The following is a 15,610-nucleotide window of genomic DNA, read 5'->3' as shown; positions in this document are numbered from 1 at the left end:
TGACTGGGGGGCTGACATTGAGCGCACCGAACCCGGAATTGAATTATCGGGCCGTCTTCATTTCCGACATCCATCTCGGGATGCGTAACTCGCAAGCGACAGCCCTTATCGACTTCCTCAAAAACGTCGAATGCCAGGACCTCTATCTGGTTGGCGACATCGTCGATTTCTGGAAAGTTCGCCGCGGCCCCCATTGGCCGCAAAGCCACAATGACGTCCTGCAAAAACTGCTCCGCAAGGCCCGAAAGGGCACGCGCGTTGTCTTCATCCCCGGCAATCACGACGACGGGTTGCGCGACTACGCGGGAATGAATTTCGGCGGCGTCGAGCTGCGCCGCGATGCCGTGCACGAAGGCGCCAACGGCAAACGCTATCTCGTCTTGCACGGCGATGAATTCGACGTCGTCGTCCGCTACGCCCGCTGGCTGGCATTCCTCGGCGACCGCTCGTACGACGCCGCACTCGCGCTCAACGTCCCGCTGAACTTCATGCGCCGTCAACTTGGCCTCGGGCACTGGTCGCTCTCCGCGTTCCTGAAGCACAAGGTGAAAAGCGCGGTCAATTACATCGGCGAGTTCGAAGAAGCTCTCGCCGGCGAAGCCCGCCGCCGCGACACGCACGGCCTCATCTGCGGCCACATCCACCACGCCAACGAACGCATGATCGACGGCATCCACTATCTGAACTGCGGCGATTGGGTTGAAAGCTGCACGGCGATCGCAGAGCGCTTCGACGGACAATTCGAAATCATTCGCTGGAAAGAACATCTGGCCGCCCGCGGCAAGCAGGCGCCCTCGGGCCGTTGGCTCGTCGAAGCGGCCTAGTTTCGGACGGCCCGTTTCGGACGGCCGGCGCGCGGAACGCGTGTCGTCCGAAACAAAGCAAAATCGACGCGTGTCGTCCGAAACAATCAAAATGGAGATCTCATTTGAACGTCACCGCCAAAGCTTTCGAACCGACGAGCACCGATCTCCTGAGCGAAGCTGTTCATCAGAACAGCGCTCTGAGCCTTGCAGGCATTCTCGAACGCACCTTCACGTTCGCTTTCCGCTCGATGGTCTATCCGCAGATCTGGGAAGACCCGCGCGCCGACATGGAGGCCCTGGAGCTCACGCCGCAAAGCCGCCTCGTCACGATCGCCTCCGGCGGCTGCAACGTCATGAGCTACCTGACGGCCAATCCGGCACGCATTTACGCGATCGATCTCAACCAAACTCACATCGCGTTGCTGAAGCTCAAAGTGGCGGCAGCGCAGCACCTGCCGAACCACGCAACGTTCTATCGCTTCTTCGGCGCAGCCAACGACCGCCGCAATATCCACCTCTATAACGATCTGATCGCCCAGCACCTCGACGCGGATACGCGCGGCTATTGGGAAGGCCGCGAACTCAGCGGCCGCCGCCGCATCTCGCGGTTCGCACGCAACTTCTATCATTTCGGCTTGCTCGGACGCTTCATCGCCACCGGACACATCGCGGCGCGCGTGTTCGGCGCCAACCCGAAGCGTATGCTCGAAGCGCGCACCATCGAAGAGCAGCGCGAAATCTTCGCGCGCGAAATCGCGCCGGCCTTCGAACACCCCGTGCTGCGCTGGATCACGTCGAACCGCGCCTCGCTCTTCGGCTTGGGCATCCCGCCGGTGCAATACGATGCGTTGTGCAACGGCGGCTCGCGGCGCATGTCGGACGTCCTGAGAGAGCGCTCCGAACGCCTCGCGACCGGCTTCGATCTGAAAGACAACTATTTCGCCTGGCAGGCGTTTGGCCGCCGCTACCCGGCGCAGGGCGAAGGCCCCTGCCCGCCCTATCTCGACAAAGCGAATTTCATGGCCGTCAAAGCGCGCGCCAACCGGGTCAACGTCATCCACGACAACATGATCCGCTTCCTGTCGAACGAACCGGCTGAAAGCCTCGACCGCTACGTGCTGCTCGACGCGCAGGACTGGATGGACGACGGCGCGCTCAACGCCCTTTGGCAAGAGATCACGCGCACGGCCCGCCCCGGCGCACGCGTCATCTTCCGGACCGCGGGCGAGGAAAGCATTCTGCCCGGCCGCGTATCGGACGCGACCCTCGATCGGTGGACCTACGACGCCGCGAAATCGGCGGAGATCCACAACAAGGACCGCTCCGCGATCTACGGCGGCTTCCATCTCTACGTCAAAAACGCCTAACCGGGGCGACGATCGCAACGATGACCGCTGCCACGAACACGACCGCCGCAAGTGCAATGGACGGGATGTACCGCCACCAGCGCTACATCTACGACCTGACGCGCCGCTATTATCTTCTCGGCCGCGATCAATTGATCAATGAGCTCGATCCGCCGGTTCCGGGATCCGTGCTCGAGATCGGCTGCGGGACGGCGCGCAACCTGCTTCGCGCCGCGCACCTTTATCCGGCCACGCAATTCTATGGGCTCGACGTTTCCGAAGAGATGCTGAAGACCGCGCGCGCCGCCATCGACCGGAGCCACGTTGGCGACGCGATAACGGTCGCGCAAGCCGACGCGACGACATTCTCTCCCGCGGAACTTTTCGGCATAAGAAAGTTCGACCGCATTTTCATTTCCTACGCGTTGTCGATGATCCCGCCTTGGGAGGCTGTGATCGACCGCGCCGTCACGCAGCTCGCGCCGCGTGGAGAGTTGCACATCGTCGACTTCGGCACGATGGCATCCATGCCGCCGCTTCCGCGCCGTGCCATGCGCGCGTGGCTTGCCCGCTTTAGCGTCACGCCGCGTCTCGATCTCGAAAGCACGATCAACGAAACGGCAAAGCGACACGGCAGAACGGCATCATTCAGCCAAGGCCGCTTCGACTATTCGGCAATCGCCCGCATCGGCATCTGCTCTCGCAAACCGCAATCCGCTCAGAACTAGCTGACGCTCGGTCCGATCAATTCCTTGAGCGCCGCTTGAATGCGGCGCCAATCCTCCGCGAGACCTTTGTCGCCGTTGCGGGCATACCGGCGCGCCATTTCAGTGGCCTCCGCGAGTGCCTTGCCGCCGTGCGCCACGTAGAGCTTGCGGGCATGATCATGGACTTCAACCGCATTCATCATGGCTGATCCTCCCAGTCTGACCGGCGTCTTTGCCGGTTCGTCTTTGCCAGTTCGTCTTTGATCTCGACTGCGCTCCGTTCTCTGCTCTCAAACGTCGGACTCGCAAAAGCCCGCGCAGTTCCCTGCCCCGTCTCGCTTCTCACCCGCCCCCGCGCAAAAGCCCCGGCTCTCGCGGCCGGGGCTTCCTTCAAAAGAGTGACCCCGAAAGATCCTGTTAGGCTGCGCTCGTCTTGGCTCCTTCAGCTGGCGTTGCTGCACCGTTCGCGACGATCGCCGCGACCAGCGGCTTGTCTTCGGCCGGGATTTCAGCAGCAGGTACTTCGGCGGCTTCGGCAGGAGCAGCTTCCGCGACCTCGGCAGCAGCAGCCTCAGCCGCAGGCTCGGCGGCTTCCGTTGCTGGAGCTTCAGCCGTTGCAGCTTCGGCAGGGGCTTCTTCCGCTGGAGCTGCCTCTTCCGCGCTTGCAGCTTCGGCAGCCGGAGCCGCCTCAGCGACGGCCTCGGCAACGGCCTCAGGCTCCGAGGCAGCCTCTACGGCAGCCGCCTCCGCAGCCGCTTCGGCCGGAGCCTCTGCAACGTCCGCGGGAGCCTCCGCCGCGGCCTCAGGCGCCGGAATTACTTCCGCAGCAGCCTCGGCCGGCGCTTCAGCCGCCTCTTCCGGCGCAGCCTCAGGAGCCGCCTCAGCAGCAGTCTCTGGAGCGGCTTCCGGTGCCGCAGCGGCTTCGACAGCCTCTGGAGCAGCCTCTACGGCCACTTCAGCAGCCGCCTCCGGAGCCGCTTCCGCTACCGGTTCAGCGGCAGCGGCTTCAGTCTCCGAAATAGATGGTGCGGTAACAACTTCCGAAAGCTCGCCGATCGCTCGTTCGACGGCTTTCATGGCTCTGAAGTCCGGCGACGCCTCAATGCGCGCTCGAACATCGTCGTGTAAGGTCTTGAGCTTGGACAGGATATCGGCCGACATCTATTCTTCCCTTTGTCTTGGAGTTTTGAGAATAAGCATCCCCTTCGCCTGCGCATGACTGTTCATGCGGACGCTCGTCTTCAGCTTGTGCAGTAATGCGCAAGAATAAATGTACAGGAATTCTGTTCAGCGCGAACCGCTGCGACAGTCTGTCAACAGCTATAAATTGCAGAAGTGATCAGGTCGGGTTGCGCTCGCTAGCGAACTGGTGAGCCAGCTCCAGCTACCGAACGACGCCGGAAGCCAACCTCAAACCGAATACCGCCGCTCGGCAGCCGCCTCGGAATCACGCAGCGTCAGCAAATGCGCGACCCGCTCGGCCAGCCATCCTGACGTCGGCACGCCAAGCCCATTGAAATGGACGAACGTCGATCGCCAAAGGTGGACGGCTACCGTTTCGGGCCCGACGAGCGACTCTATGAAACCCGGCTCGAAGACGCGGGTAATGGCTGGGCCCCTGATCGGGATCGGATAAAAAACCTTCGCCGGAAGCGCGATGTGGTCGACCCCGCAACGCTCCGCGAAGTAGGTCAGCGCCGCCGGTCCGTATTTCGGCGCAGGGAGACGTGCCCCCATCGCCGAAGCTGCAAGGCCCTTCATGATCCGGCTGCACTTCGTCGTCCACGGCATCCAGGGCATCACCAAGCGATGCATCGGCCGCTTCCGGCAAAACGCAAGGTAGCGATTGAGAAGCTCGCTGTCCGGCGGCAGCCGCAAAACCGAATTTCCGATCCGCTCATCATTCTGCTCGCCGAAAACATATTCCGATCGAGGAAGCGGCTTGATGAAGATGACGTCGAGATCGGTCCAGGTCCCGCATCCTCGCGCAATAGCTTCGAGCCGGAAGAAATCGGAAAAGTGGGCGACGCCGAACTGGAGGACCTCGTCCCTGTCGGCTGGGCTGAGGATCAAGGCGGCATCGCGAACCGGGCATCCGAGTTGGGCGGAGAGCTTCTCGCGATCCCCGTAGGTGAAAACCGTAATCTCTTCTCCGATGTCTTTCGCGGAGGCGACGCAGAGGCGTTCCATCCAGCTCACTTCACCCGACCAGAAGGAAAAGAGCATCGAGAAATCCCGCGATTGGTCCGCTCACAGATGATTCAGATTAAGGCCTGCGGCGCCGCCGAATAACAAGCCGCGTTTGCATATTTCCGCGGGAATATGTTCGAGCAAAACCGGAACATCACTCGCGTCCTCTCTGCGTTCGAGGTCTCGCTCTCTATTCGGGTTTTCACGAAGCGCGGATTAAGTGCTCACAAATTGCACTGCAACAATCACATCTTCGCTGATGGGAACGTGAACTGCCGTGAAGAGACCCAACGGTGTAATATTCTGAACAGCGTCCCCAAATGGAAAATGCGCAAACAAATGCGCCTCTTAAGCCAACAGTCTAACTTTGGAGACGTCCATGACTTATGCAGCTGATCCCAAATTCGCCCTCACGGCCGCTGCCGCCGCATTCTTCGCTTTTGCGGCCAGCCCAGCGGTTGCGATGACCGATCAGCCGGCGAGCCAGGAAGCCACCACAGAGGTTCCCGCATCCCTCATCGCCTTCGATCAGAAGCCCAAGGGCGACGCGATAGCTATTAGCTACGTCTATCTGCCTCATAATGGCTATGTCGCCGTTTTTGCCGACGAGAACGGCAAGCGCTCGGACAAAGTCCTTGGCTTCACAGCGCTGGACAAGGGCAGCCATAACAACGTGAGCGTCACGGTCGGCACTGGCGTCGCGCCGGGCTCGGCGCTGTGGGCGACCCTCTATAAGGATGTCGACGGCGACAAATCGCTAGACACGAAAAAGGATGTTGCGCTCTGGCCGGAAGGCGATCCTCTCCAAAACCGGCTCTTGGTCGAATAACGGGCGCACGACGTCCAACAAAACCTCCAACAAAAAAAGCCCCGCAGCGATGCGGGGCTTTCTGATTTCTGACTGCGCTTTGCGGCCGGCTCGACGAAGGAGGGTCGCAAAGCGCGAGGGGCAAAAAACTTCCTTAGAAGTCCATGCCGCCCATGCCGCCCATGCCGCCGCCGGGAGCGCCGTGCGCGTGGCCTGCGTCCTTCTTCGGAACGTCGGCGATCATGGCTTCCGTCGTGATCAACAGACCGGAGACCGAAGCAGCATCCTGCAGCGCGCAACGCACGACCTTAGTCGGGTCGATGACGCCCTGCTTGTAGAGATCGCCGTACTCGTGCGACTGCGCATTGTAGCCGTACGCGTAGGTCGAGTTCTCGAGGATCTTGCCGACGATGACCGAGCCGTCTTCACCAGCGTTGGCTGCGATCTGACGAGCCGGAGCCTGCAATGCCTTGCGAACGATGTTGATGCCGACCTTCTGGTCGTCGTTCTCGGGCTTCAGCGAGTCGAGCGCCTTGCCTGCACGGAGCAGAGCGACGCCGCCGCCGGGGACGATGCCTTCTTCAACGGCTGCGCGGGTTGCGTGCAGCGCGTCGTCGACGCGGTCCTTGCGTTCCTTGACTTCGACTTCGGTCGCACCGCCGACCTTGATGACGGCGACGCCGCCAGCAAGCTTGGCGAGACGCTCCTGAAGCTTCTCACGGTCGTAATCCGAGGACGTTTCCTCGATCTGCGCCTTGATCTGCTTCACGCGTGCTTCGATGTCGGACTTCTTGCCCGAACCGTCGACGATCGTGGTGTTTTCCTTGTCGATCGTCACCTTCTTGGCGCGGCCGAGCTGCTGCAGCGTCACGGTCTCGAGCTTGATGCCGAGATCTTCCGAGATCACCGTGCCGCCCGTCAGGACAGCGATGTCCTCGAGCATGGCTTTGCGGCGATCGCCGAAGCCCGGAGCCTTGACGGCAGCAACCTTGAGGCCACCGCGCAGCTTGTTGACGACGAGCGTTGCGAGCGCTTCGCCTTCGACATCTTCAGCGATGATCAGGAGAGGCTTGCCCGACTGGACGACGGCTTCGAGAACCGGAAGCATCGCCTGCAGACCCGAGAGCTTCTTCTCGTGGATGAGAATGTAGGGGTTCTCGAGCTCGGCGATCATCTTGTCGGCGTTGGTGATGAAGTACGGCGAGAGATAGCCGCGATCGAACTGCATGCCTTCGACGACATCGAGTTCGAAATCGAGGGTCTTGGATTCCTCGACCGTGATCACGCCTTCCGAACCGACCTTGTCCATCGCTTCCGCGATCTTCTTGCCGACGACTTCGTCGCCGTTCGCCGAGATCGTGCCGACCTGGGCGATCTGGTCCTTCGTGACCTTCTTCGAGTTCGTCTTGAGGTCTTCAACGATGGCCTGAACTGCGAGGTCGACGCCGCGCTTCAGATCCATCGGGTTCGCGCCAGCCGCAACCGACTTCGCGCCTTCGCGAACGATTGCCTGAGCGAGAACCGTTGCAGTCGTCGTGCCGTCGCCGGCGAGATCGGCCGTCTTGGACGCGACCTCTTTGAGCATCTGTGCGCCCATGTTCTCGAAGCGATCTTCGAGCTCGATCTCCTTCGCGACCGTCACACCGTCCTTGGTGATGCGGGGCGCGCCGAACGACTTCTCGATAACGACGTTACGGCCTTTGGGACCGAGCGTTACCTTGACGGCGTTGGCAAGGATGTCGACGCCGCGAAGCATACGCTCGCGAGCATCCTGGGAAAACTTGACGTCTTTAGCTGCCATGTCGAGCAACTCCTAAGCTTTGATAGAATTGGGGGGACGTGTAATTAAGCAGCGGCCTTCGACTTAGCGGGGGCCGAGAGCACACCGAGAATGTCGCTCTCTTTCATGATCAGCAGGTCTTCACCGTCGATCTTGACTTCGCTGCCCGACCACTTGCCGAACAGAACACGGTCGCCGACCTTGACGTCGAGCGGATTGATCTTGCCCGCTTCGTCGCGAGCACCCGGACCGACGGCAACAACTTCGCCCTGCTGGGGCTTTTCCTTGGCGGTATCGGGGATGATGATCCCGCCGGCAGTCTTTGACTCTTCCTCGATACGTTTCACGACAACACGATCGTGGAGCGGACGGAACGTCATGGGAATAACCTCATGATTTGATGAACAATTCGGCGGCTCGCAACTTGGAGGACCTGAAGGTCCGGCGGGGACGGTTTGTCCGGCTGAAGCGCGACAGATCCTTACGAAGCTCGAGCACGATGGCTATATGCTGCCCCCTGCTAGCACTGTCAAGAGTCGAGTGCTAAGACATCCGCGAATTCGGCGAGAAACACGCTGGCTTTTGCCCTGAGCGTTACCAGAGTTGCACGCACATTAACTGGCTTATCCGGTGGCTATTAATGAAATCGGCGGCCGGCAACATAAACGCGCGGCCACAAGGAATGATAAATTTAAACTGCATACTGATTAGGCGAGGATATCCGCCCCGGATATCCCCCGCCTATTGCCAGTATTTCTGCGATTTACCCGACTAATAGTCGGATTGATTAAATCGAAAAATCGGCGAGTTTTGCGCCCTTTCTCAGACGCTCCACTAACCAGTTCGGCTTGCGGCCGCGGCCGGTCCAGGTGTCGAATTTGTTTTCGGGATTTGCATACTTTGCCACCCCGACCGACTTGTTCTTTCCGGCTCCGCGGCCCCGCACGCCGCCAAACAATTCCGCAACCGAAAATCCGTGCGTTTCCGCCATATCGGCCACTTTTCTTTTCAATTCGGAGCGTTCCCGATCCCGTGCAACGGCGATGGCCTTTTGCACCTTGGATTCAAGATCGACAAGTTCTTTGAGGGAGAGCTTGTCGACATTGAACGCCGCCATCTTGTGTACCTTTCGCATGACAAACTGAACCTCTACTAAATCCTGAGCCGGGTGTAGCCACATTGGGAAGCCGTCGCAGCAGAAATCTCTGCGATGTGGCACCTTGTCAACGCACACTCATCAATAGTCGTGAATTTTCGGCAAACACTTATTGACGAGGGGGCTAATAGGTGACGGCTGCCTAAGGGCGCCGAATATATATCTCCGATGCTTCGCGCTTGATATAAACAAATGAATGCGGTCACTGTCGTATCAGACAAAAGTCCTATTCAACCAATCTAATACCGGGTAAACGTCCGGGTTGAAAAATAGATCCGGAACTGATGCCCCGCAATCTCAGATATGTCTTTCCCCACCTTTCCCCGCGCCACAATGGGCATAAGCCAGCCGGCCTACCGGAATAAGAGCCGCTACCGGCTTTGCAAATTGGCGTAAAAAACTCTGGGTTTCCCTTTTAGGTGAAATAGCCCGGCCATTTGATCCGGCCTTTTAATGGACGGCTTGCGAACCGGATCGCGAGGATGGCGGCCGCCCGGTTGCCCGCCATTTTGGAGCGGAGGCCATTTTGGAGCGGAGAATGGAGACGGCGCCGGTAAAATTCGCCCGGCTTCTTTCTGGCAAGGCGCCCCTCAATCGAATGAATGATCCGCAAATCACAAAAAAGCGGCCTCGGCGCTTGTCCCTCGCCGCCGGTCGCCAACATCGCTTACCCGGCATCGCTTATTGGAACATCGGTTATTAGGAAATGGCCTTTAGTAGCGACGCGTCGCTTAAGCTGGAACCGCAGCACGACCGGAAGGTTCAGCCCATGTCTTGTGCAAGCGGATTCCAAAAGCTACTTTCCCGCGACTTTCGATCCACCCCCAACTGCAATGAGTGCTCGTCCTATGACGCTGAAACTCCCTGATCTTCCCTACGCCTATGATGCCCTCGCGCCGTTCATGTCGGCCGAGACGCTCGAATACCACCACGACAAGCATCACCTGGCGTACGTCGAGAATGGCAACAAGCTCCTCGCTGGCTCCAAGTACGAGGGCCAGTCGCTCGAAGACATCGTAAAGAACGCATACGCCGATAAGGCCGTCGGTCTCATCAACAACGTCGGCCAGCACTATAACCACCTGCATTTCTGGCAGTGGATGAAGAAGGGCGGCGGCGGCAAGAAACTGCCCGGCAAGATTCAAACGCTCGTCGACGCCTACGGCGGCTTCGACAAGGTTCGCACCGACTTCATCGAAGCCGGCAAGGGCCAGTTCGGCTCCGGCTGGGCTTGGCTCGCGATCAAGGACGGCAAGCTCGAAGTCGTGAAAACCCCGAACGGCGAAAACCCGCTGATGTACGGCTCCAAGCCCATCCTCGGCGTCGACGTCTGGGAACACAGCTATTACATCGACTACCGCAACGCCCGTCCGAAGTACCTCGAAGCCTGGTTCGACAATCTCGTGAACTGGGAGCACGTCGAGGCCCTCGCAGGCTAATTTGGCAGGCTGATACGATTGGCCAATTCGGCCGGTTAATCTCTTTTGCCGTTTCGCAACGCAGCGTTTCGATAAGCGGGGCGCCGCCATGGTATAAGGCTCGAAAAGCCTGCCATGCGGCGCCCCGATGTCGTCCAAGCGGTTCACGCTCTCGAGCGTTCCGACGTTCAAGGATCTTCCAGCGGAGGCGCTTCGCCGTCTCGAAGATCGCTTGCAGCCGATACATGTCCGCCGCGGCGACCATGTCGTACGGCAGGGTGAGGCCGCTGACGCTCTTTACGTCGTTCTCTCCGGCCGCTTCGCCGTCGAAGTCGGCGGCCATTCCGGCACGATCGCCGAGATCTCGCGCGGCTCGACCATCGGTGAGATCGCGTTCTTCGCGGGCGGCACGAGAACAGCCACCGTGAGTGCTATCCGCGATGGCATCGTCGTGCGCCTGACTCGTGCCGACTTCGACGCGATCTCCGAAAATTCATCCGCCATCTGGGCTGGAATTACAGCGACCCTCGCCGACCGGCTCGCCGCCGAGACGCGCCGCAGCTCGGCGTTGAGCAACAGCGCTCAGGGAAAGCACGCACGCCCGAGACCGCGTACGATTGCAATCGTCGGAGCCGCATCCGGGTTCGTTCCGCCAGCCTTCATGTCGGCGTTCGCCAAAGCAGCGACGGCCCGGCCGGGCACGTTGATCACCTCGAGCGCGACGATCTCCGATATCGTCAGTGGCGCATCCGCGAGTGACCTCGAATTCACCGAAGCTCTCAACGCTCTCGAGAGCCAATACGGCACGATTGTTTTCATTGCCGATCGAGACCTGACGCCGTGGAGCGAAAAAGCAATTCGTCAGGCTGATGAGGTTCTTCTCGTCGCCTCTCCGCTGGATGAGCCGGTCGGATCGCCGGTGACGCTCGGGTCCCTCGAAGCCTTTGCGTTGTCGATCCATCCGCCGTCAGCCCGCAGGCTCGTAGTCGTGCATGCGCGTGGCGGCATCGCGCAAGGCACGCGGCACTGGCTCACGCACCGTCAACCGGCGATGCACCACCACGTCGCCCTCGGCGATACCGAGGACATCGCGCGCCTTTGGCGATTTCTGGCCGGCGAAGCGCTAGGCTTCGTCGCCTGCGGGGGCGGCGCTTATTGTTCCGCGCACATCGGCGTATATCGCGCCTTTCGCGAAGCCGGCATCGCATTCGATCTTCTCGGCGGAACATCGGGCGGCGCCGCCATGGCCGCAGCCTTTGCGCAGGACCTCGATCCCCATGCCATCGACGCCGGCGTCCATCGCATGTTCATCGAAGGCCGCGCGATGTCGCGCTATACGCTGCCCAAATACGGACTGCTCGATCACACCCATTTCGACGCCCACCTCGAGCGGGAATACGGCACCGTTCGCATCGAAGACCTCTGGAAACCCTACTTCGCCGTCTCGGCCGATCTCTCCAATTATGAAACCGAGCTGCACGTGAGAGGGCATTTATGGCGAGCCATCCGCGCCAGCGCCGCGATACCGGGGCTGCTCCCGCCATTCTATACCGACGATGGACGGATGCTCGTCGACGGCTCGGTGATTTCGAATGTGCCGGTCGAGACAATGCACAGCCTGAAGCGCGGACCGAATGTCGTCGTCAGCTTTCAAGCCGGTGAAGGCGAGAAATTCACCGTCGACTATTCGACTTTGCCGAGGCGGCGTGAACTCATCTGGCGCGCGCTCAATCCTTTTACGAGCGACACTCTCCCGGCCGCGCCGTCCGCAGCGACCGTGCTGGTGCGCAGTCTGATGGCCAACCGCGGACATTTCGAACGCCATCTCGACGCCGGCGATTGGCTGCTCGTCCCGCCAACGCCCGCCGAGATGGGCGCCCTCGACTGGCGCCGGCACAGTGAGATCATGGATGCGGCTTACCAACACACCCGCTCGGAAATCGATCGGCGCGGACACGTCGATTGGGTGCGAAAATCCTGAATTCGCCCGCTCATTGGTATTTGCGCACTCGAAAAATCAGAAAAACACCATTTTATCATCGCCCTGAGCCCTCTCCGATATTGCCGCAGCCTTGAGGGTGCCGTAAATGAAAAGCGGTATGCGGGGTTGGATATCCGTCGGGGGTTTGTGAGCGTGGTGGGGCCTAGGCTTCGTGTCGGGCTAATGTTGATCGCAGCGCTCGCCGTCTCGGGCTGTGCGGCGACGATCCAGCGTAACGGCATCACCAGTGCAAAATTGGCTGAAGTGGCCGAAGTTCCCGGCATGCCCGGCGTTCGCTTCTGGGCCGACGAAGTTCCCCGCAATCCGCTAGCAGAAATCCGCCGCCGCACCGCGCACATGCCGCCGGTCGGGCTGACCGCAAAAACGCGCAACGGCCGAAAGGTCATCGATACGCTCGCGCTCTCGGGCGGCGGATCGGACGGCGCATTCGGCGCGGGCGTCCTGGCAGGCTGGACGAAACGCGGCGACCGTCCGGAGTTTCAAGTCGTAACCGGCGTCAGCGCCGGCGCCATCATCGCGCCGTTCGCCTTCCTCGGACCATCGGAAGACGAAAAGCTGCGCGTGATCTGGACCCAGTACAAGCAGGATCAGGTCGTCACACCAGAAATCTTGTCCGGACTCTTTGGCGGACCGGCGCTCGCGAGCACCGCGCCGCTTCAGGATCTAATTGCGCAATACATCGACCGGCAATTTCTCGATCGGGTTGCGGCCCAGTACAAGCGCGGCCGCGTTCTCTTGGTGCTGACGACCAATCTCGACGCCCAGCGCCCCGTCGTCTGGAACATGGGAGAGATCGCTCTCAACAGAAGGCCCGAAGCAACGGAACTTTTCCGCAGGGTCATTCTCGCATCCTCTGCGATTCCCGCCGCGTTCCCGCCCGTCAAGATCGAGGTCCAGGCCGACGGCAAAAGCTACGACGAATTGCACGTAGACGGCGGAACGACGCGCGAGGTTTTCGTCAGCCCCGTCGAAGCGCCGCTCGCGGCATTCGACTCGCTCTACTCAACGCCGCCGATCCGCCGGTACTTCATCATCAAGAATGGCAAAGCGACACCCGTGCAGGAGGTCGTGAAGCCGACCACTCTGCAGATTGCGGCGCGATCGATTTCGACCCTGATCAAGAGCCAGAACCAAGGCGAGCTCTATAAGATCTATCGGGTGGCTCACGATGGCGGGGCCGATTTCAACTTCATGGCGGTGCCGCCGTCGTTCGATTTGCAGACCAAGGAAATCTACGATCCGCGTTACCAGGCCGCCCTTTATGCAGAGGGCTTCGCCGAAGGCCGCAGGAACGTCTGGCTCAAATCGCCGCCTGGACAAGCCCCCGCGCCGTCCATTGCGCCGCCCGCGAACGAATTGTCATCGTCCGTCGCCCCAGCTGGCAGCGGCTGAAGGACGGGCGCATTCACACGAACGATCGATAAAAAATAATGGCGCCGGAGGTGACCCCGGCGCCTCGATAATAACGTCCGTCCGCGACGATCGATTAGAACCAGCGCGGCTGCCACCAATGCAGCAGCGCCTTAACCGCGTCGGGCGCGACCAGGTAAGCGATGCCTGCAACGACCGCGACCAAAATGAGCCCGATGAACAAGGTCGTGCTCAGCGGCGTGCGATAGCTAAGCCCCGTTCCCGGAATGCCGAGCGTAACCTGCTGACCCTTCTTGCCGACGTTGACCGTCGCGCCATGGCCGCCGAGGCTGCCGCTCACGCCTGTCTTGCTGAGATTGATGCGAACGCCGGGCAGAATGCTGATCGTCTTGCGAAAGCGGAAGTAACCCATCTCGTTCTCCTCAGCGGCAGCTGTTGCCGCGCGATTCTCTCGCAAAAGCTAATGGTTTTGACCGCTACTTTCAACGGATGGCAGCGCCCATCCCTTGGTCATCCCTTGCCGCGAAGAATGTTCGAGAATGACGAAAGCCTCTGCTTCAGCTGTCCGACGACGGTATTTCGCGACTGCAGGCGTTCGTGCGCCGATTCGCGGTCGAGTTCCTTGTCGTATTTCCGCAGGTTATTGCTGTCGGCCGCAATGAGGGCCTTCCTCTCGTCCGCCGTCAGCGGCCCGACGCGCGACATCGGCGGCCGGATGAGCGTCCGCTCCACCATCGACGGCTCGCCTTTACCGTGAAGAAGCGACACCAGCGCCTCGCCGACCTTCAGCTCCTGAATGGCCCGCTCCGTGTCGATCTCGGGATTGGGGCGGAACGTCTGCGCCGCGGCACGGATCGCCTTCTGCTCCTTCGGCGTGAAGGCGCGCAGCGCGTGCTGAATGCGATTGCCGAGCTGCGCCGAAACGCGATCCGGCACATCGCCCGGACTCTGCGTCACATAATAGACGCCGACACCTTTCGAACGGATGAGACGCGTCACACGCTCGATCTGCTCGAGCACGGCCTTCGGCGCATCGTTGAAAAGAAGATGCGCCTCGTCGAACAGAAACACGAGCTTCGGCTTGTCGAGATCGCCGACTTCGGGAAGCTTCTCGAACAGCTCCGTTAGAAGCCAGAGCAGGAACGTCGCGTAGAGACGCGGCGTGTTCATCAGCTTCTCGGCGGCGAGAATGTTGACTACGCCACGGCCGTCCGGCTTGACCTCGAGAAAATCCATGATGTCGAGCGCAGGCTCGCCGAAGAATTGCGCGGCGCCCTGCTCTTCCAAAACCAAAAGACGGCGCTGAATGACGCCGACGGTCGCGGGCGCGACGTGTCCGTACTTGCTTCTGAGCGTCGAAGCCTTCTGGCCCATTTCGTCGATGACAGATCTGAGATCCTTGAGATCGAGGATCGTCATCTTTTCGTCGCCGGCCGCGCGCTGATCTTCCGCCCAGCGAAACGCGATGTTCAGCACGCCCTCTTGCGGCTCCGTCAGCTCCATGAGGCGCGAAAGAAGAAGCGGTCCCATTTCCTGCACGGTCGCGCGCACGGGATGTCCGTCTTTCCCGAAGATGTCCCAAAAGACGGTTGGAAAAGACGTATTGCCGTATCGGGTCAGGCCGATCTCCTGAGCCCGCTCGACGAGCTTCGGCGACGGCTTGCCCGTCGCGGCGATGCCGGAAAGATCACCCTTGATGTCGGCTGCGAAGACCGGGACACCGGCAGCGGAAAACCCTTCCGCCAACACCTGCAGCGTCACCGTTTTGCCGGTACCCGTGGCACCCGTGATGAGACCATGGCGATTGGCGAGAGCAAGCTCGATGCATTCGGGCTTCAATTCGGGGCCCGATTTGCTGACGCCGATGAGGATCAGCCCATCCTGCACATAATCGCGAGGATCGGCGACGGGCTCGCCAGACCCCTCTGCGCCGTGCGTACCAGTCATTTCGCCTCCAGCTATCTACGAACCCGACTCATTGGCCAGAGCTCCCGCCGGTGATGCCATGCGCCGCCACTCTAAGCAA

Annotated in this window: 15 protein-coding genes; 7 read left to right on the top strand and 8 right to left on the bottom strand. The window is 60.6% G+C overall.

The annotated features are described in order from the left end of the window. Nucleotides 1-80 precede the first annotated feature (80 nt). The 3 genes from BM399_RS03660 (at nucleotide 81) to BM399_RS03650 (ending at nucleotide 2,880) form a co-directional block, all read left to right on the top strand. The gene (locus BM399_RS03660) at nucleotides 81-824 is read left to right on the top strand and encodes a UDP-2,3-diacylglucosamine diphosphatase (RefSeq protein WP_425284065.1); all 744 of its coding nucleotides are present in this window, start codon (nucleotides 81-83) and stop codon (nucleotides 822-824) included. Nucleotides 825-928: 104 nt separating this feature from the next. Beyond that, nucleotides 929-2,173: a BtaA family protein gene (locus BM399_RS03655; protein ID WP_092864346.1), complete on the top strand. Its 1,245-nt coding sequence runs from the start codon at nucleotides 929-931 to the stop codon at nucleotides 2,171-2,173. A gap of 20 nt (nucleotides 2,174-2,193) precedes the next feature. After that, nucleotides 2,194-2,880 carry a class I SAM-dependent methyltransferase gene (locus BM399_RS03650; RefSeq protein WP_092864343.1) on the top strand — a complete coding sequence of 229 codons (687 nt, stop codon included), beginning with the start codon at nucleotides 2,194-2,196 and terminating at the stop codon, nucleotides 2,878-2,880. On the opposite strand, the gene BM399_RS03645 is transcribed toward BM399_RS03650, so the two are convergent. The 3 genes from BM399_RS03645 to BM399_RS03635 all read right to left on the bottom strand — a co-directional run bounded on the left by BM399_RS03645 (nucleotide 2,877) and on the right by BM399_RS03635 (nucleotide 5,085). Beyond that, nucleotides 2,877-3,062, bottom strand: coding sequence for a hypothetical protein (locus tag BM399_RS03645; protein WP_244531048.1), 186 nt, complete (start codon nucleotides 3,060-3,062; stop codon nucleotides 2,877-2,879). The genes BM399_RS03650 and BM399_RS03645 overlap by 4 nt on opposite strands. 214 nt (nucleotides 3,063-3,276) lie before the next feature. Continuing rightward, entirely contained in the window at nucleotides 3,277-4,020 is a 744-nt protein-coding gene (locus BM399_RS03640) for a hypothetical protein (RefSeq protein ID WP_092864340.1), read from the bottom strand. A gap of 249 nt (nucleotides 4,021-4,269) precedes the next feature. Further along, on the bottom strand, nucleotides 4,270-5,085 hold the full coding sequence (locus tag BM399_RS03635; protein ID WP_092864337.1) for a hypothetical protein: 816 nt from the start codon (nucleotides 5,083-5,085) through the stop codon (nucleotides 4,270-4,272). A gap of 343 nt (nucleotides 5,086-5,428) precedes the next feature. Here BM399_RS03635 and BM399_RS03625 point away from each other — a divergent pair, with 343 nt between their 5' ends. Next, the gene (locus BM399_RS03625) at nucleotides 5,429-5,878 is read left to right on the top strand and encodes a DUF7282 domain-containing protein (protein WP_092864332.1); all 450 of its coding nucleotides are present in this window, start codon (nucleotides 5,429-5,431) and stop codon (nucleotides 5,876-5,878) included. A gap of 133 nt (nucleotides 5,879-6,011) precedes the next feature. On the opposite strand, the gene groL is transcribed toward BM399_RS03625, so the two are convergent. The 3 genes from groL to BM399_RS03610 form a co-directional block, all read right to left on the bottom strand. Next, nucleotides 6,012-7,658 (bottom strand): chaperonin GroEL, encoded by a 1,647-nt coding sequence (groL, locus tag BM399_RS03620; RefSeq protein ID WP_092864329.1) that lies wholly within the window; start codon nucleotides 7,656-7,658, stop codon nucleotides 6,012-6,014. Nucleotides 7,659-7,702: 44 nt separating this feature from the next. Continuing rightward, complete coding sequence (gene groES, locus BM399_RS03615) at nucleotides 7,703-8,017, bottom strand: co-chaperone GroES (protein WP_092864326.1); 315 nt, start codon at nucleotides 8,015-8,017, stop codon at nucleotides 7,703-7,705. A 407-nt stretch (nucleotides 8,018-8,424) separates the two neighbouring features. Beyond that, nucleotides 8,425-8,772: an H-NS histone family protein gene (locus BM399_RS03610; RefSeq protein WP_092864323.1), complete on the bottom strand. Its 348-nt coding sequence runs from the start codon at nucleotides 8,770-8,772 to the stop codon at nucleotides 8,425-8,427. Nucleotides 8,773-9,641: 869 nt separating this feature from the next. Between BM399_RS03610 and BM399_RS03600 the strand changes: the two genes are divergently transcribed. The 3 genes from BM399_RS03600 to BM399_RS03590 all read left to right on the top strand — a co-directional run bounded on the left by BM399_RS03600 (nucleotide 9,642) and on the right by BM399_RS03590 (nucleotide 13,605). Then, entirely contained in the window at nucleotides 9,642-10,232 is a 591-nt protein-coding gene (locus BM399_RS03600) for a superoxide dismutase (RefSeq protein ID WP_092864317.1), read from the top strand. 127 nt (nucleotides 10,233-10,359) lie between these two features. Further along, a complete protein-coding gene (locus BM399_RS03595; protein ID WP_092864314.1) occupies nucleotides 10,360-12,192 on the top strand; it encodes a cyclic nucleotide-binding and patatin-like phospholipase domain-containing protein in 1,833 nt (610 codons plus the stop codon). A 183-nt stretch (nucleotides 12,193-12,375) separates the two neighbouring features. Beyond that, nucleotides 12,376-13,605 carry a patatin-like phospholipase family protein gene (locus BM399_RS03590; RefSeq protein ID WP_244531047.1) on the top strand — a complete coding sequence of 410 codons (1,230 nt, stop codon included), beginning with the start codon at nucleotides 12,376-12,378 and terminating at the stop codon, nucleotides 13,603-13,605. Nucleotides 13,606-13,699: 94 nt separating this feature from the next. Here the strand turns inward: BM399_RS03590 and BM399_RS03585 are convergent, their stop codons facing one another. After that, the gene (locus tag BM399_RS03585) at nucleotides 13,700-13,996 is read right to left on the bottom strand and encodes a DUF4236 domain-containing protein (RefSeq protein WP_092864308.1); all 297 of its coding nucleotides are present in this window, start codon (nucleotides 13,994-13,996) and stop codon (nucleotides 13,700-13,702) included. 98 nt (nucleotides 13,997-14,094) lie between these two features. After that, nucleotides 14,095-15,531 (bottom strand): helicase HerA-like domain-containing protein, encoded by a 1,437-nt coding sequence (locus BM399_RS03580; RefSeq protein WP_092864304.1) that lies wholly within the window; start codon nucleotides 15,529-15,531, stop codon nucleotides 14,095-14,097. Between the last annotated feature and the right edge of the window lie 79 nt (nucleotides 15,532-15,610).

The sequence above is a fragment of the Hyphomicrobium facile genome (assembly GCF_900116175.1).
Taxonomy (GTDB): domain Bacteria; phylum Pseudomonadota; class Alphaproteobacteria; order Rhizobiales; family Hyphomicrobiaceae; genus Hyphomicrobium_B; species Hyphomicrobium_B facile.
Note: the sequence above shows the minus strand (reverse complement) of the source record. Positions and strands in the feature narration are given on the sequence as shown.

Bases quoted from the DNA above. Each gene is read 5' to 3' on its own strand.
- BM399_RS03660 (WP_425284065.1), top strand. From the start codon at position 81: ATGCGTAACTCGCAAGCGACAGCCCTTATCGACTTCCTCAAAAACGTC.
- BM399_RS03650 (WP_092864343.1), top strand. From the start codon at position 2,194: ATGACCGCTGCCACGAACACGACCGCCGCAAGTGCAATGGACGGGATG.
- BM399_RS03645 (WP_244531048.1), bottom strand. From the start codon at position 3,062: ATGATGAATGCGGTTGAAGTCCATGATCATGCCCGCAAGCTCTACGTG.
- BM399_RS03640 (WP_092864340.1), bottom strand. From the start codon at position 4,020: ATGTCGGCCGATATCCTGTCCAAGCTCAAGACCTTACACGACGATGTT.
- BM399_RS03635 (WP_092864337.1), bottom strand. From the start codon at position 5,085: ATGCTCTTTTCCTTCTGGTCGGGTGAAGTGAGCTGGATGGAACGCCTC.
- BM399_RS03625 (WP_092864332.1), top strand. From the start codon at position 5,429: ATGACTTATGCAGCTGATCCCAAATTCGCCCTCACGGCCGCTGCCGCC.
- groL (WP_092864329.1), bottom strand. From the start codon at position 7,658: ATGGCAGCTAAAGACGTCAAGTTTTCCCAGGATGCTCGCGAGCGTATG.
- groES (WP_092864326.1), bottom strand. From the start codon at position 8,017: ATGACGTTCCGTCCGCTCCACGATCGTGTTGTCGTGAAACGTATCGAG.
- BM399_RS03610 (WP_092864323.1), bottom strand. From the start codon at position 8,772: ATGCGAAAGGTACACAAGATGGCGGCGTTCAATGTCGACAAGCTCTCC.
- BM399_RS03600 (WP_092864317.1), top strand. From the start codon at position 9,642: ATGACGCTGAAACTCCCTGATCTTCCCTACGCCTATGATGCCCTCGCG.
- BM399_RS03595 (WP_092864314.1), top strand. From the start codon at position 10,360: ATGTCGTCCAAGCGGTTCACGCTCTCGAGCGTTCCGACGTTCAAGGAT.
- BM399_RS03590 (WP_244531047.1), top strand. From the start codon at position 12,376: ATGTTGATCGCAGCGCTCGCCGTCTCGGGCTGTGCGGCGACGATCCAG.
- BM399_RS03585 (WP_092864308.1), bottom strand. From the start codon at position 13,996: ATGGGTTACTTCCGCTTTCGCAAGACGATCAGCATTCTGCCCGGCGTT.
- BM399_RS03580 (WP_092864304.1), bottom strand. From the start codon at position 15,531: ATGACTGGTACGCACGGCGCAGAGGGGTCTGGCGAGCCCGTCGCCGAT.